This window comes from Nocardioides sp. NPDC127514, from assembly GCF_040302125.1.
Taxonomy (GTDB): domain Bacteria; phylum Actinomycetota; class Actinomycetes; order Propionibacteriales; family Nocardioidaceae; genus Nocardioides.
On record NZ_JBEORF010000010.1, the window covers coordinates 130,644 to 145,053 of the forward strand.

Below are 14,410 nucleotides of genomic sequence, written 5' to 3' on the forward strand. Positions count from 1 at the left end.
GGAGACGCGACATGACCTCGAGCGCCGCGCTCCTCGCGACGGCATTCTCGCCCGACCTCCCGGGCGAGCCGCTGCCTCCCGGGCCCCGCGTGAACCGCTGGCCCGGCGAGCTCGTCGAGATCAGCGGCACGGCAGCGACGGCCATCCACCGACTGTGGCGGGCGCGCGGTCGCCACCCGCGCGCCGACGGGACCCCGACGACGATCCCGCGCCGGGCGGTCCCCTCGGCGGGTGGCGCCTATCCCGTGCAGTGGCACCTGGTGACGCCACCTGGCCGCTATGTCTACGACCCGTCGGCCGAGACGCTCGTCCGTCGCTCCGATCCGCGAGGACCGAGCGGGCTCGCACCGGACGAGGTCGAGATCGTCCTCACGGTCCAGCCGGGACGCACCTTCGGCCGCTACCGTCACCGGTCGTGGCCGCTGTGGGTCGCTGATGCGGCGTACGCGCTCGAGGCGCTGCTCCTGCTGGTGCCGGATGCCCGCCTGCCCGAGGGCTGGTCCGATCTCGCGGCCGCCCGTCGCGCCCTCGGCCTGCCCCGAGCGGCGCAGGCCGCATGGTGGCTCGAGCGCGGCCTCGTGCCCGAGATCGCCCTGGCGCGGATCCGACTGCCGCGCGACCCGCACCTCGACGAGGTCGCCTCCGCCGCGCTCTGCTCGCGGCGCAGCCCTGGGCTGGATGGCTTCCGGGAGCACCGCGACCAGATCCCCCGCACCCCGCCCGGCTTCCAGGTGGCGCGGCAGAGCGGCCAGTCCTGGGTGCTCGGCGCCGACCGCGTCATCAGCTGGCCGCGTCCGCCACGGCTCGACGCCACCGGCTACGCCCGGCTGTGGCAGATCCATCGCCAGGCCGCCCGCCACACCTATTCCTTGACCGCCCGAGGCCATGGCGTCCGCGCCGTCTCCGGGTTCTGCACTCCTCCGATGGCCGCGCGGCCGCTGGTCCATGCCATCGCCATCCTCGAGAACGGAGCCGCCACATGATGGTGGACACGCTGCTTCTGCGCACAGCGCTGCGACATCCCGCCCCTGCCGCGGCCACCGTCGGGCTGCAGGTCCTGATGACCGCGACCTACCTCCCGCAGGCCTATGCCCTGGCCCAGGGACTCTTCGCGGTGGTCGATCACGACGACGACCGTGCGGTCGCGGCAGCGCTGTGGATCGCCGGGATCGTGGCGGTGCGCTGGCTTCTGTCCTGGGTGCAGGCGACCGCCGCGGCGCGGCTGGGTGAGGACGTACGCCTCGGGGTGCGGGACGAGGCACTGCGAGGCGTCCTGGTCCCTGAGGCCCTGCACGACCCCGGCCGGCGGGACGGCGGTCTGAGGACGGCGCTCGTCGACGGGGTCGACGGGGTCGACGCGTACGTCACCCGCTACCTGCCGGCGCTCGCCCAGGCCTTCGTGCTGATCCCGGTGGTGACGGTCCTGCTGATCCTCGTGCATCCGCTCGCCGGGCTCGCCGCCGGGTTGGCCGCGGCCGGCGCGCTGACCGCGCCGCTGCTGTGGAAGCGCCTCATGCGACGACGCTCGGACGACCACTGGGACACCTACGAGGGCCTCGGCTCCGACCTGCTCGAGGCCCTGCGCGGGATGGCGACCCTGCGCCTGCTCGGACGGGTCGCGGAGACCCGTGCCCGGATGGCGCGCCGGAGCGAGGAGCTGCACCGCGCGACGGTGAGAGTGATGCGTACCTCGCTGCTCGACACCGCGCTCATCGACCTCGCCGTCCAGGGCGGCACCGTCGCCGCTGCCGGGCTCGCGCTGGTCGCGAGCGTGACCGGGACGGGGGTGCCGCCGGCCGAGCTCTACCTGGCGCTGATGCTGGTGAGCGAGGTCTTCCGGCCCATCCGGGACCTCTCCGGCGCCTGGCACGCGGGCTACCTCGGGACCTCCGCCGTCCCGGCGCTCCGCAGGCTCGGCGTCGGCGAGCACCACGACACCCCGGGAACCAGCCCGGCCGGGGCGGACCGGACCGCGTCGCCCACGGCGGCGCTCGTCCTCGACGACGTCTCGTTCGCCTACCCCGACGGGCCGCCGATCCTCGAGGGCGTCCGGGAGCGCTTCGAGCCCGGCACCGTCACCGCAGTCGTGGGCCCCAGCGGCGCCGGGAAGACCACCCTCCTCGACCTGGTCCTGACCCACCTCTCCCCCACCGGCGGCCAGGTCCTGCTCGACGGTCGCCCGGTGCGTACGTCCGACGTGGCGGTGGTCTCGCAGAGACCCGTGCTCTTCGAGGGAACCGTGCGCGAGAACCTCCGGGTCGCCCGCCCGGACGCGAACGAGACCGACCTGTGGGAGGCGTGCGCGGCCGCCGGCATCGACCAGGAGGTACGCACCCTCCCCACCGGTCTCGACACGCCGATCGCCAGCGCCGGAGCGAGCCTCTCGGGCGGGCAGCGCCAGCGGATCGCGCTGGCCCGGGCCGTCCTCTCGGACCGCCCCGTCCTCCTCGCCGACGAGCCGACCAGCGCTCTCGACCCGGCCTCGGCACGCACCGTCACCGCCACGCTCGCACGGCTCTCCGCCGACCGCATCGTCATCGTCGTCGCCCACCGCGAGGAGTCGCTCGACGGGGTCGAGCGGATCCTCGAGCTCAGCCACGGCCGACTGACACCGCTGCTCGACAGGAGCCACGTATGACCGCGCCGGCCCCCGCTCGGCCGCTCACCGGGCTGCTCCGTCATCTCGGCGGCGAGCGCCGCGCCATCGTCGCCACGACCGTGCTGGTGGTCGTCAGCCAGGTGTGCCTGGGGGCGATCTCGGTGCTGCTCGCCGCCGTCGTCGGGCGCGCCGTCGTCCTCCGCGACGCCCCGCCGGGCTGGTTCTGGGCCCTGCTGGCCGGCCTGGTGATCCTCCGAGCGCTGCTGACCTGGGGCGAGATGGATGCCTCCCACGCGCTCGCGTTCCGCGTGCTCGCCCGGCTGCGGATGGCGCTCTTCGACCGCTACGCGGTCGCGTTGCCGACCAGGCGCCGCGAGAACGTCGGCCGAGCCGCCTCCACCGCGATGGCCGATACCGAGCGCCTGGAGTTCTTCTACGCCCACACCGTGGCTCAGCTCGTCGCGGCGGCGGTCAACGCGCTTCTCGGACTGGTCCTCCTCACCGTCGTGGAGCCCGTGCTCGCGCTGGTCACCCTCGCAGCGCTCGCGCTCGTGCTCGCGACGGTCCCGCTCGGCCGGCGCCGCCTGGAAGCTCTCGGACTCGAGGGCGTCGAGGCGACCGGCGCCCTCTCCGACCGTGTCGTCGACGTGCTCGGCGGCCTCCGCGAGGTGCTGGGCTACGGCATCCACGAACCGGTCCGCCGCCAGGTCAGGGAGACCGGTGCCGAGGCCGCCCGGGCCGCTGGCCGGCTCGAGACCACCCATCGCCTGCTCGCCGGAGCACGCGAGGCGGCGGTGACGCTCGCCGGTGTGGGCGTGCTGGTCAGCGTGCTCGGCCGTGAGCTCGCGGCCGAGCACGTCGCCGCCCTGGTCGTCCTCGCGCTCGCGACGGTCGCCCCGGTGGCCGAGGCCGCGGCGACCTGCGCCCGCCTGCCTGCGCTGCGCGCGGCCGCCGCCCGGGTCGGCACCGAGCTCGCCCGCCGGTCCGTGCTCACCCGCGACACCCCGCAGGCGCCCCTTCCCGAGGGGCCGCTCGGCCTCAGGATGAGCGAGGTGGGCTTCGGCTACGACGACCGGTGGGTGCTGGACGGGTTCGGCATCACCCTCGCGCCCGGGGAGCACGTCGGGCTCCGCGGGCCCTCGGGAGCGGGCAAGTCCACCGTCGTGGCGCTGGCCAGCCGGCTCTGGGACCCCGACACCGGGACCGTCGAGCTCACCGACCCGGCCGGCGGCCGCGTACCGATCTCGGCCGTCGATGACGCCGCGCTCCGGGCCGCACTGGCCACGGTCGAGCAGGACGGCGCACTCTTCTCCGGCACCGTACGCGACGCGATCGCCGGTCCCACGACGACCGACGCCGAGATCGAGGCCTTGCTGGCCCGGCTCGGCCTCGCCGACACGGTCACGGCGGAGAGTCACGTCGGCGAGGGCGGCCTCCGCCTCAGCGGTGGACAGCGGGCACGACTGCGGCTGGCGCGCGCCGTCCTGCAGCGTCCGCGGATCCTGGTGCTGGACGAGCCCACCGCCGACCTCGACGAGGCCTCCGCGCGGCAGGTCACCGACCTGCTCGGCACACTTCCGGCCACGATGCTGGTCGTCTCCCACCGTCCGCAGACTCTCGCCGGGATGGACCGGGTGGTCGAGATGAGCTCTCGCGAGGCCCCAGAAGTCGCCCCGAACCCCCGCAGAGCCCGTAACCACGCGGAACACGCGGCGCGTGAAGGTTGAAGATCCGTAGGACTGGCCTACGCTGGCGACGAGCCGCATCTCGTCAACCTTTGCGGCTCTGATCAACGATTAAAGGAGATCGCATGAACCGCACCGACCTGGTGAGCGAAATCGCCAAGCAGGCCGAGATCACCCAGACGCAGGCTTCCGCCGCCCTGGGTGCCGCCATCGAGGCGATCAGCGCGGCCGTTGCCAACGGCGACAAGGTCACGCTGCCCGGCTTCGGTACGTTCGAGTCGCGCGAGCGCTCGGCTCGCACCGGCCGCAACCCGCAGACCGGCGCCGAGATCAAGATCCCGGCCTCGAAGGGCCCGGCGTTCAAGGCCGGCTCCGCTTTCAAGGAGCGGGTCGCCAAGGGCTGAGTCCCTGGACACCTAAGAAAGGCCGGGTCGTCATGACCCGGCCTTTCCCTTATTTGATGACTGCTCTCGGAGGATCGTCCTCAGCAGAGAGCTCTCAGAGCGCGACCTCCCGGTCCGCGACGGCAGCCGACAGGTCGGTGTCGTGGGTGACCAGCAGCAGCGCGGCCCCGCTCTCGTCGATCTCGCTCATCAGCGCGTCGACGGTCTGCTCCTGGGTGACCAGGTCGAGCCGCGAGGTGGCCTCGTCGGCGAAGACGAGCGCAGGACGCGTCAGCATCGCCCGCACCACCGCGATCCGCTGCAGCTCACCGCCGGAAACCTGCCCCGGTCGGCGACGCAGGATCTCGTACGGCAGACCGAGCCGCTCCAGCGACGCACGCACCTCCGCCTCGCCCACACCATGGCGCCGCATCACGTCGCCGAGCGCCTTCTCCAGGCTCACCTGCTGCGGGAAGGAGAGCGCCGGGTCCTGATAGAGCTTCTGCAGCCTTCCCCGGCCCACCCCTTCTCCGTACGTCACCGACCCCGCGTCGAGCCGGGTCAGCCCGAGCAGCGCGTTGCCGAGCGTCGTCTTGCCCGCACCGCTGGGCCCGGTGATCGCGAGCCGCTCACCGGCCCTGATCTCGAGGTCGAGGCCCTCGAAGACCGGCCCATGAGCGTACGCCTTCGCGAGCCCCGAGGCGCCGACCAGGAGCTCGCTCCCGCCGGGCGCCCGCGACCGCATCCAGGGGTGGTCCCAGCGTGAGGGCTCGGCGGCCAGCAGGCGCCGGGTGTAGTCGCCGGTGGGCGCGACCAGCACCTCCTCAGCCGGCCCGGACTCGACCACGGCCGCCTCGCGCATCACCATCACCTCTCCCCCGAGCCGGCGGGCCAGGCGCAGGTCGTGGGTGATGGTGAGCAGCAGGCCGCCCTCGTCGATGTGGCCGAGCAGCAGGTCGGCGAGCTGGTCGACCGAGGCCCGGTCGAGACCCTTGGACGGCTCGTCGAGGATCAGCAGCCTGGCCCCGCCGATGGTCGCCGCGGCGTACGCCACCCGCTGGGCCATGCCGCCCGAGAGCGTGTGCGGGTAGGCGCCGCCCGATCCGGCCAGCCCGACCTGGCCCAGCCGGTGATCAGCCGCCCGCGCTGCGGAGACGCTGCGGGGCGACCAGCCCGGCGCGCCCTCGGCGACCTGGGCGCGTACCCGCATGGTCGGGTCGAGCGCGAGCGCGGGCTCCTGCGGAAGGAGGGCGACCTCGCGGCCCCACAGCTTCCGCCGGCCACCGCGGTCGGCGAGGTCGAAGGACTCGTCCCCGATCGTCAGCGACCCGACCGCAGCCAGCTCGGGCGGCAGCGTACCCATGAGGGCGTGGGCGAGCACCGACTTGCCCGAGCCGCTCTCGCCGACGATCGAGAGCGCACACCCGGCCTCGATCCGCACCTCGGGTACGTCGGCGAGGACCAGCGATCCGGTGCGTACGACCACTCCGGTGGCTTTCAGGTTCATCGCCCCTCCTCCGGGGATCGCAGTCCGAGCAGGCAGACGGTGAGCAGGAACAGGACCCCGACCGGGGCCAGCGGCATCCACGGCGCCGCGTCGTAGAACGGGAACGACTCGGTGATCATCAGGCCCAGCTCCGCGCGTGGCGGCTGGAGACCGACCTTGACGAAGCCGAGCGTCGACATCGCCAGGATCGAGGTGACCATGCCGAGCGAGGCCAGCGTCACGAGCAGCGGGCGCAGCGCCGGCCACAGGTGGCGGCGGACGACGTGGGTCCAGCCGAGCTGCAGCAACCCCGCCGCCTCCACTGCGGGTGAGCCGAGCACCAGGGCGCTGCGCGCTCGTACCACCCGGAAGAACTCCACCCACTGCACCAGCGCGAGTCCCACGTAGAGCGCCACCATGCTCCCGGGCGCGGCGAGCGCCGAGACCAACAGCACCACGAGCAGCGCCGGTACCGCCACGAAGGCCTCCGAGACCGAGCGCAGCAGCGCGTCGACCCAGCCACCGAACCAGGCCGAGGCGACCCCGGCGACACAGCCGAGCACCAGCGCGGTCGCCACGCACACCAGCGCGAGAAGCAGCGAGACCCGGGTGGCGTGCGCCACCCGTGAGGCGACGCTTCGCCCGTAGTCGTCGGTCCCGAGCGGATCCGACAGCGACGGCGGCTGCAGGTAGCGAGCCAGGTCCTGGCTCGCGGGGTCGGGCAGCACCAGCGGCCCGACCAGCGCGAACACGGCGATCAGGACGAGCCCGCCGACAGCGGCGATCCGGCTCCACGACCGCTGCGGCCGCTTCCCGATCGTCTGTTCCAGCATCAGCATGCTCATGCCATCACCGCCCGTCCCCGCGGCCGCGGGTCGAGCCAGGCGACGGCCAGGTCGACCAGCGTGTTGACCAGGACGATCAGCAGCGCCAGCACCAGCGCGGACGCCTGCAGCACCGGGATGTCACGCCAGAAGACGGCGTGGACCAGCGAGTGGCCCAGCCCGTCCCAGGCGAAGAGGCTCTCCACGACGACGACTCCTTCGATCAGCACGACGAACTGCACCCCGAGGTACGGCACCAGCACGACCGCCGCGTTGCGCACCACGTGTCTGACCAGCACCCACCTCTCGGCCAGTCCCTTGGTCTGGGCGAACTCCACGTACGCGGAGCCGCGGACCTCCACCACGGCGTCCCTGGTCACCCGCGCGATGAGCCCGGAGAGTCCGAGCCCCAGCGTCAGCGCGGGCAGCACGATGCTCCCGCCGCCGTGCCCGACCGCCGGGAAGAGTCCCAGCTGCGCGGAGAGCACGATCATCAGCAGCAGCCCCAGCAGGAACGGTGGCACGGCACGTACGCCGGCGACCCACAGCGACGCGAACCGGTCGGCGATCCCGCCCGGCCGGCGGGCCGCCACGACCCCGATCCCGGCACCCAGGACGACCGCGATGACGATCGCGAGCCCGGCGAGCTGCAGCGTGCCCGCCAGGTAGAACCCGACCTCCTCGAGCACTGGCTGGGAGGTGACCAGCGACCGGCCCAGGTCGAGCTGGAGGAGGTCGACCACCCACGCGCCGAGCTGCTGCCACAGCGGCTGGTCGAGCCCCAGCTCGTCGCGCACCTGGGCGGCCGCGGCCGCGTCGACCATGTCGTAGCCGTAGCGCCCTGCCGCGATCCGGTAGGCGATGTCCCCCGGCAACCGCTGGGTGATCACGAAGCAGAGCGCCGATACGCCGACCGCCACCGTGACGGCCTGCGCCGCCCGCCGGACGAGGACGCCCCCGACGACCCGCGCCCTCACGACGCCAGCTCGACGTCGGTGATCCGCCAGGTGGTCTCGAGGGAGTCCAGGACGAACCCGTCGACCCGGTCGCTGACCGCGGCGTTCATCCGGTACCACGCGACCGGGACCAGCGGCAGCTGCTCCTGAGCCGCCCGCACGATCGTCTCGCGGTGGGCGGCGCCCTCGGAACCTTCGGCTCCCGTCGTCAGCGCGGCCACGGCCTCCGCGACGTCGGGGGCGCTCCAGCCCATCGCACCCCAGTCGGACCCACCCTCGCCGAAGGTGTCGGCGACGGTCGGCAGCGGGTCGGTGACCAACGCGAAGAACTGGGCGACGAGCGCCATCTGAAGGGTGCCGTCGGCGTGCTTGGCCGGGATCTCGCTGGAGTTGGAGACCTCGACGTCCACCTGCACGCCGACCTTGGCGAGCTCGGCCTGGATGGCGGTGGCCAGCGCCGGCAGCTCGGGCCGGTCGGGGTAGGTCAGCAGCTCGAGCCGCAGCGGATCGCCGTTCTTCGTGAGCGTGCCGTCGACGCCGGCCTTCCAGCCCGCCTGGGCCAGCAGCGCCTTGGCACCGTCGGTGTCGTAGGTCAGCGGGTCGAGGTCGGCATCCCAGTCCTTCAGGGTCGGCGGCATCAGCTGGGTCGCGGCGAGCTCCTTCTCCCTCAGCACCGCCTCGGCGATCGCCTCCCGGTCCAGCGCCATGCTGATCGCCTGCCGGACGCGTACGTCCTTCAGCGCCGGGTCACCGGCGTTCATCTTCATGTGGATCGTGCGGGGCTGCAGGGTCGAGATCATGTCCACGCCGTCGGTCTTCTCGACCCGCTCGCGACCGGCCGGTTCGAGCCCGAAGACCACGTCGGCCTGGTCGCTGGTGGCCATCACCGCGCGGCTCTCGGCGCGGCCGACGGCCTGGAAGTAGACCTTCTCCACGTCGGGCTCCTCGCCACGCCAGTCGGCGACACGTACGGTCTCGATGCGGGAGGGCATCTGGATCGTCTCGATCCGGTAGGGCCCGGTGCCGATGACGTCCTCGACCTTCCCCTCCTCGTCGTAGGCCGAGGGGGCCAGGATCGCGGTGCTGTAGTGGCTGAGCACCGCGGGCAGGGAGACGTAGGAGTCGGCGAGCTCGATCACCACCGAGCCGCCCTCCGCGTGGATCGTCTCGACGCCGACGTCGGCCAGCGGACTGGCAGCCTCGGCCTCGACCTTCTCGAGGACGGCGACGACGTTCTCGGCGGTCATCGGCTCGCCGTCGTGGAACTCGGCGCCCTCGACCAGGTCGAAGGTCCAGGTCCTGTTGTCGTCCTCGGCTGCCCACGTCGTGGCCAGGCCGGGTGCGAGAGCACCGTCGATGTCGGCCGTCACCAGGGTCTCGGTGACCTGGAGCCGGGTGAAGAAGTAGCCGTCCGCGGACGACTCGAGGCTGTGCAGCTCGAACGGTCCGGCGATGCGCAGCGTGTCGGCCGGGCTCTCGGATCGCGAGCCGCAGGCGGTCGCGGCGAGGACGACGGCCGCGAGGACCGCGACGCCTCGCAGGTGGGGGCGGATGTGCATGTTTGCTGCCTTCCAGTCAGGTGACGTCGAACCCTAAATGAGAATGATTCCCATCTGCAACTTGGTTGGCGGAGGCCGTGCAGACAGACGTCGGCCCCGCAGCTCACGGAGCTGCGGGGCCGACGTTCAGAGCGAGCCGGACTCAGCCCTGGCGCGCCTTGAGGCGCGGGTTGCGCTTGTTGATGACGTAGACCCGGCCGCGGCGGCGTACGACCTGGGAGCCGGGCTGGTTCTTCAGCGACCGGATGGAGTTGACGACCTTCATGGGGATCTATCCCTTCGTGCTCGTATAGGGCAGCAGCGCGACCTCGCGGGCGTTCTTGATCGCCTTGGTCACCGCGCGCTGCTGCTGCGGGGTGAGTCCGGTGACTCGGCGCGAGCGGATCTTGCCGCGGTCGGAGATGAACGTACGCAGCAGCTGCACGTCCTTGTAGTCGACGTAGGTCACGTCCGGCGCCAACTGCGGCTTGCGCCGCTTGCGGACGGGGGACGGCGGGCGCTTCGGCATGCGGGTGGTTCCTTTCAGCGGAGCTTGGCGGGATCGACGTAGCCGCGCTGGACCGCGCGGACCAGGCGGCGGGGCACGTCGTAGCTCTGGCCGTCGACGGTCACCGGCACGAGCGCGACCGCGGTCGCCTTCCAGCTCGACCGGCGGTGGCGGGTGTTGCTGCGCGACATCTTGCGCTTGGGTACGGCCATGGCGGCCTCCTTCGGGGTGATGGATGCGATTCAGGCGGCGCGGCCGATGGGGCCGAGCCAGTCCTCGAGCCCGTCCCAGGACTCCTCCCAGATCTGGCCGCGCTGGACGATCTCCTGGTCGGTGAGCAGGGCACGCTCGAAGGCCCGCGGGATCTCGTCGGCCTCGTCGTCGATGCCGATCACGACGATCCGGGTGAGCCGCTCGGTGCGACCCCACTTCTGGGTCGAGCCCACGCTCGCCTGGCCACCGGCCCCGTCCCAGACGCAGATGTCGTCGGGGCGCGTCGGCACCCAGAAGCAGCCGCGCGAGCGGCGCGGGCCACCGCCGAGGAGCTCCAGCTCCTCCTGGAACCGGACCGGGTGGATCGGGCGCTCCGAGCGCAGGTCGAGCCGCCAGGCGCCACCTTCGGGCAGCGGCGGCAGCGCGTTGCGGCGCACCTCCGCGACCCAGGCCTCGACCGCGTGGTGGCGGTGTACGCCGGCGACCAGGCCGGCGGCGTCCAGGAGCGAGGGGTCGGTCACCACCGGCGTACCCGGCCGGGCGAGCGTCGCGACCAGCGACTCCTCCTCGGGATCGGGAACCTCGGTGATGCTGACGACGTCGGCGTACTCGACGATCGCGCTGGCGACCTCGGCGACACCGCGCCGGTCGTCCTCGGAGGTGGCCAGCCCACGCTCGTCGAGGAGGTCGGGGCCGAGCAGGTCCTCGGCAACGGTCGCACCCTCGAGCGCCGCGACGACGGCCGCGATCGAGATGTGCGGAGCCATCCGCGGAGCCCACGCGAGCACCCGGCAGACCTGGATCGCCTCGGCGGCGACCGGCAGGCAGGCCACAATGCTCCCCCAACGGCCCTGGGCCGCCAGGCGCTCGAGCGTCGGCACGATGTCCTCGCGGATCGCGCAGGCCACGCAGGCGTGGGCGAGGTTGATCTCCTCGTGCTCGATCACGCCGGTCAGGTCACTGACGACGCGGGTGAGGAGCTGGCGCTCGGGGTCGATGACGTGGCGCACCATGACGGCGTCGGGGAGGCCGAACTGGAGCGAGATGGTCGCCGAGAGCATCGCACTCTCCCCGACCCCGCTCACCAGGATCACCGGCACCTTGGGGCGGGAGAGGTTGCGGGGCGACCGCGGACGCGGCGCGCTCATTGGCCGCGCCCGTAGCGACGCTTGAACCGCTCGACCCGTCCCTCGGTGTCGACGACGCGGCCGCGTCCGGTCCAGAACGGGTGGCTGGCGCTGGAGACGTCGACGTCGACGACCGGGTAGCTCTCACCGTTCTCCCAGGTGACCCGCTCGTGGTCGTCAGCGAGACGCTCGAGGATCGTCGACTGCATCAGGAAGAGCTTGTCCGCCGAGCGGTCGCGGAAGACGACCGGCCCGGAGACGGGGTGGATGCCTTGCTTCATGGGGACCTCCCGCTGTGGTTAATGATAACGGTTCTCATTCTACACACAGCGTCACGCCTCGCTCACATCGAGGCGAGACTCACCCCTCGGCGGTGTGGGTGTGCATGCGTACGCCGTCGCTGTTGAAGATGCTCAGCACCTGCGCCGGGCGAGACCCGGTCGCGAAGATGGCGTGCGGCACCCGGGTGTCGAACTCGGCCGCCTCACCGCGGGTCAGGACCAGGTCGCGGTCGCCCAGCAGCAGCCGCAGCTTGCCGGAGATGACGTAGAGCCACTCGTAGCCGTCGTGGACCCGCGGCTCCGGCACCTCGGTCACCGGGTCGTAGGTGATCTTGAAGGTGTGGACCGGCGAGCCCTCCGGCGTCAAGGGCGCGATCTCCATGCCGTCACGGCGGATCACCGGCCGGCGCACCCTCGGATCCGGGACCGACGGCGTCACCAGGCTGTCGAGACCCACGCCGAGGTGGCGGGTCAGCGGGATCAGCAGCTCCAGGCTCGCCTGCCGCTTGCCCGACTCGAGCCGGGACAGCGTGCTCGGCGACATCTCCGCCATCGCGGCCAGCTGGTCCAGGGTCCATCCCTTGCTGTGCCGGATCGCCCGGATCCGCGGGCCGACCTGCTTGAGCTCGTCGATCATGTGCTCCATCTCCCATTTGCCATTTCCGCAAGAACCCTTGCCGTTCCTTCATTCTGCCACTGAACTGGAAGCATGACCCAACACACCGAACACTTCGACGCAATCGTCATCGGCGGCGGGGCCGCCGGCCTCTCCGCGGCTCTCATGCTCGGCCGCTCCCGCCGCCGGACCCTCGTGGTCGACTCCGGCCTCCCCCGCAACCGCTTCGCGGCCCACATGCACGGCGTACTCGGCCACGAGGGCATCGACCCCACCGACCTGCTGCGCAAGGGACGTGAGGAGCTGGCTACGTACGACGTGGGCATCCGTCCCGGGCGCGTTGCCCGTCTCGACGAGACCGAGCACGGCGTGAGCGTCCTCCTGGAGGACGGCGAGCGGCTCACCGGCCGGATCGCGATCGTCGCCACCGGCGTCACCGACGAGCTTCCCGACATCCCGGGCCTGGCCGAGCGCTGGGGCGCCACCGTCCTGCACTGCCCCTACTGCCACGGCTGGGAGGTGCGCGATCGGCGGATCGGCGTCCTGACCACCTCACCGCTCGGGATGCACCAGGCGCAGCTCATCCGGCAGTGGAGCGACGACGTCGTCGTCTTCACGGCCGGACTCGGCCCGCTCGAGGAGGCCGACGAGCAGCGGCTGCTGTCCCGCGGGATCACCCTCGTGACCTCTCCGGTCACCGAGGTTCTCGGCGAGGGCGACCAGGTCACCGCGGTCCGCACGGCCGACGGGAAGGTCACCGAGGTCGGCGCCATCTTCACCGCCGGCACCCTGCGCCCGCACGACGGCTTCCTGACCCACCTCGGCCTCGACCGCTCCGACTCACCGGTGGGCAGCTTCCTCGCCGTCGACGCGACCGGCAAGACCAGCAGCGACCGGATCTGGGCGGTCGGCAACGTCTCCAACCCGATGGCCAACGTCCCGATCAGCATGAGCGCCGGCACCATGGCCGGCAGCGTCGTGAACATGACCCTGGTCACCGACGACTTCGACCGTGCCCAGGCCGGCCCCGCCGCGGTGGACTTCTGGCAGGAGAGGTACGCCGGCAGCAACCGGATCTGGTCCGGCAAGGTCAACACGGTGCTCGGTGACATCGCCTCGGGCATCGAGCCCGGGACGGCGCTCGACCTGGGCTCCGGGGAGGGCGCCGACGTGATCTGGCTGGCGCAGCAGGGCTGGCGAGCCACCGGCATCGATATCTCCGAGAACGCCGTCACCCGCGGACGCGAGGCGGCGCGGGCTGCGGGGCTGAGCGAGGATCAGGCGAGGTTCGTCGTTTCCGACCTCTCCTCGCCGGCCGACCTCGACGGGAGCTACGACCTGGTCACCGCCAGCTTCTTCCACTCCCCTGTCGAGCTGCCGCGCACCGACATCCTGCGGCGCGCGGCCGAGCTGGTCGGCCCGGGCGGACACCTCCTAATCACCTCCCACGCAGCCGCACCGCCGTGGGCCGACGCCGCCGCGCACGAGCACCGCTTCCTCGACGCCAAGGAGGAGCTCGCCGAGCTCGGCCTGCCCGAGGAGAGTTGGGAGACCGTCGTCCTCGAGCACCGGCACCGTCCCGTGACCACCCCGTCCGGCGAGGAGTCCTCCCTGGAGGACGCCGTGGTCCTGCTCCGTCGCCGGTGATCGCCGGGTGCGGCCTCAGGCGGCTCCGCAGCTCTCGGTGAGGAACTCGCCGAGGCGCTCGTAGGCGAGGTTCTGGGCCTCGCCGCGCTCGAGCGGGTCCTCACCGCGGCCGGTGCGCAGAGCGTCCTCGATCATCATCCGCACGCCCTCGACGGCTGCCGCCGGCGTACCTTCGGGAACGCCCATCGACTGCAGGCTCGTCGCGGCCAGACCGAGCGCGGTCTCGTTCTCGTCGTTCGGGGTGGCCATCTGGGTCGCATGGGCGTTCGCCATGGTCTGTACGGCGCCGCAGAACTCCTCCAGAGACGCGACCGGCCCAGCCGCGACCGGAGCGGCCGACGAGGTCGCGGCCGAGGGGGCGGAGGCTGCCGGAGCGTCTCCACCGCCGAGGTCGCGGGTGAGCACCACGACGCCGATCGCGATCGCGATGAGCACGCCGACGATCAGAGCACGCGGCGGATGCGGGAGCCGGTCGTGCCAGGTCGGCCCCCGCTGTGCTTCAGCGCGGCGGGCGGGATTACCCGAGCGTCGTGGGTCGCCCATGGTG

The 14,410-nt window shown here is 72.4% G+C and carries 16 protein-coding genes; 5 read left to right on the forward strand and 11 right to left on the reverse strand.

The genetic code is table 11. The features are described from left to right. The first annotated feature begins 11 nt into the window (after positions 1-11). From ABTX24_RS10215 to ABTX24_RS10230, 4 genes are all read left to right on the forward strand, one after another. Complete coding sequence (locus ABTX24_RS10215) at positions 12-983, forward strand: nitroreductase family protein (protein ID WP_350839316.1); 972 nt, start codon at positions 12-14, stop codon at positions 981-983. Then, positions 980-2,638 carry an ABC transporter ATP-binding protein/permease gene (locus ABTX24_RS10220; protein WP_350839317.1) on the forward strand — a complete coding sequence of 553 codons (1,659 nt, stop codon included), beginning with the start codon at positions 980-982 and terminating at the stop codon, positions 2,636-2,638. The genes ABTX24_RS10215 and ABTX24_RS10220 overlap by 4 nt, the downstream gene beginning before the upstream one ends. Next, complete coding sequence (locus ABTX24_RS10225) at positions 2,635-4,326, forward strand: ATP-binding cassette domain-containing protein (protein ID WP_350839319.1); 1,692 nt, start codon at positions 2,635-2,637, stop codon at positions 4,324-4,326. Before ABTX24_RS10220 ends, ABTX24_RS10225 begins: the two co-directional genes overlap by 4 nt. Positions 4,327-4,409: 83 nt before the next feature. After that, entirely contained in the window at positions 4,410-4,688 is a 279-nt protein-coding gene (locus ABTX24_RS10230; protein WP_160023086.1) for an HU family DNA-binding protein, read from the forward strand. Between the two features lie 94 nt (positions 4,689-4,782). Here the strand turns inward: ABTX24_RS10230 and ABTX24_RS10235 are convergent, their stop codons facing one another. The 10 genes from ABTX24_RS10235 to ABTX24_RS10280 all read right to left on the reverse strand — a co-directional run bounded on the left by ABTX24_RS10235 (position 4,783) and on the right by ABTX24_RS10280 (position 12,237). After that, positions 4,783-6,174 carry an ABC transporter ATP-binding protein gene (locus ABTX24_RS10235; protein WP_350839321.1) on the reverse strand — a complete coding sequence of 464 codons (1,392 nt, stop codon included), beginning with the start codon at positions 6,172-6,174 and terminating at the stop codon, positions 4,783-4,785. After that, entirely contained in the window at positions 6,171-6,998 is an 828-nt protein-coding gene (locus ABTX24_RS10240) for an ABC transporter permease (protein WP_350839323.1), read from the reverse strand. The genes ABTX24_RS10235 and ABTX24_RS10240 overlap by 4 nt, the downstream gene beginning before the upstream one ends. Further along, a complete protein-coding gene (locus ABTX24_RS10245; RefSeq protein ID WP_201451002.1) occupies positions 6,995-7,954 on the reverse strand; it encodes an ABC transporter permease in 960 nt (319 codons plus the stop codon). The genes ABTX24_RS10240 and ABTX24_RS10245 overlap by 4 nt, the downstream gene beginning before the upstream one ends. Then, positions 7,951-9,492 carry an ABC transporter substrate-binding protein gene (locus tag ABTX24_RS10250; protein WP_350839325.1) on the reverse strand — a complete coding sequence of 514 codons (1,542 nt, stop codon included), beginning with the start codon at positions 9,490-9,492 and terminating at the stop codon, positions 7,951-7,953. Before ABTX24_RS10250 ends, ABTX24_RS10245 begins: the two co-directional genes overlap by 4 nt. A 142-nt stretch (positions 9,493-9,634) precedes the next feature. After that, entirely contained in the window at positions 9,635-9,757 is a 123-nt protein-coding gene (gene ykgO / locus ABTX24_RS10255; protein ID WP_160023080.1) for a type B 50S ribosomal protein L36, read from the reverse strand. A 6-nt stretch (positions 9,758-9,763) separates the two neighbouring features. After that, positions 9,764-10,000: a 30S ribosomal protein S18 gene (rpsR, locus tag ABTX24_RS10260; protein WP_350839327.1), complete on the reverse strand. Its 237-nt coding sequence runs from the start codon at positions 9,998-10,000 to the stop codon at positions 9,764-9,766. Between the two features lie 14 nt (positions 10,001-10,014). Next, entirely contained in the window at positions 10,015-10,191 is a 177-nt protein-coding gene (gene rpmF, locus ABTX24_RS10265) for a 50S ribosomal protein L32 (RefSeq protein WP_350839329.1), read from the reverse strand. Between the two features lie 30 nt (positions 10,192-10,221). Then, positions 10,222-11,340 carry a CobW family GTP-binding protein gene (locus tag ABTX24_RS10270; protein WP_350839331.1) on the reverse strand — a complete coding sequence of 373 codons (1,119 nt, stop codon included), beginning with the start codon at positions 11,338-11,340 and terminating at the stop codon, positions 10,222-10,224. Further along, complete coding sequence (locus ABTX24_RS10275) at positions 11,337-11,600, reverse strand: type B 50S ribosomal protein L31 (protein WP_350839332.1); 264 nt, start codon at positions 11,598-11,600, stop codon at positions 11,337-11,339. Before ABTX24_RS10275 ends, ABTX24_RS10270 begins: the two co-directional genes overlap by 4 nt. 79 nt (positions 11,601-11,679) lie before the next feature. Then, the gene (locus ABTX24_RS10280) at positions 11,680-12,237 is read right to left on the reverse strand and encodes a helix-turn-helix domain-containing protein (protein WP_350839334.1); all 558 of its coding nucleotides are present in this window, start codon (positions 12,235-12,237) and stop codon (positions 11,680-11,682) included. Between the two features lie 72 nt (positions 12,238-12,309). Between ABTX24_RS10280 and ABTX24_RS10285 the strand changes: the two genes are divergently transcribed. Continuing rightward, complete coding sequence (locus tag ABTX24_RS10285) at positions 12,310-13,863, forward strand: FAD-dependent oxidoreductase (protein WP_350839336.1); 1,554 nt, start codon at positions 12,310-12,312, stop codon at positions 13,861-13,863. A 15-nt stretch (positions 13,864-13,878) separates the two neighbouring features. On the opposite strand, the gene ABTX24_RS10290 is transcribed toward ABTX24_RS10285, so the two are convergent. After that, complete coding sequence (locus ABTX24_RS10290; protein WP_350839338.1) at positions 13,879-14,406, reverse strand: hypothetical protein; 528 nt, start codon at positions 14,404-14,406, stop codon at positions 13,879-13,881. Positions 14,407-14,410 lie beyond the last annotated feature (4 nt).